Origin of the sequence: Actinoalloteichus spitiensis RMV-1378 (assembly GCF_000239155.1) — a bacterium.
GTDB classification, from domain to species: Bacteria; Actinomycetota; Actinomycetes; order Mycobacteriales; family Pseudonocardiaceae; genus Actinoalloteichus_B; species Actinoalloteichus_B spitiensis.
In genome coordinates this window covers 1-632 of record NZ_AGVX02000885.1, presented here as the reverse complement: position 1 = coordinate 632, position 632 = coordinate 1, and the positions used below count along the sequence as shown (strand labels likewise).

Annotated in this window: 1 protein-coding gene; it reads left to right on the top strand. The window is 77.2% G+C overall.

Going from position 1 to position 632, the window contains the following annotated elements; translation table 11 throughout:
- Positions 1 to 507: prolyl oligopeptidase family serine peptidase (locus ACTIDRAF_RS31620; protein ID WP_157163305.1), on the top strand; the 507-nt coding region annotated here is incomplete at its 5' end.
- Between the last annotated feature and the right edge of the window lie 125 nt (positions 508 to 632).

The following is a 632-nucleotide window of genomic DNA, read 5'->3' as shown; positions in this document are numbered from 1 at the left end:
GACCACCTGGTGCGCCGCCGGTGGACGCGGCGGCCGCAGCTGGCGCTGCTGGGCGGCAGCAACGGCGGCCTGGTGGTCACCGCGGCCACCGTGCAACGGCCCAGGGCCTACGCGGCGGTGTCGGCCGCCGGCGCCCCCCTGGACATGATCCGCTACGAACGGTGGGGGCTGGGCCGCGCGTGGCGCGCGGAGTACGGGGACGTCAGGGACCCCGCCGCCCTGGCGACCCTGCTCACCTACTCGCCGTACCACAACGTGCGTCCCCGGCGCGGCAGGTTGCCGGCGATGCTGTTCACCACCGGGGAGAACGACACCCGGGTGGACCCGGCGCACTCGCGGAAGATGGTGGCCGCGCTGCAGCACCGCACGAGCGGCGGGCCCGTGCTGCTGCGGATCACCCCCGGCACCGGGCATGTCGGCGGGGGCCGCGAGTCGGAGGCCCTGGCCACGGCGATGCTGGCGTTCCTGGCCTGGCACACCGGGCTGAGGATCGACGACGACGGCTGACCGGGGCGGCCCGGGCCCGCGACGGTGCGCGCCACCCGGGCCGGGGCAGCACTCCCGGGTCGACGGGGACGAGGGGAAGGGGGAGGGTCGTGGGCGGAACCGGGTGGGAGCACCGGCGGGCCGGT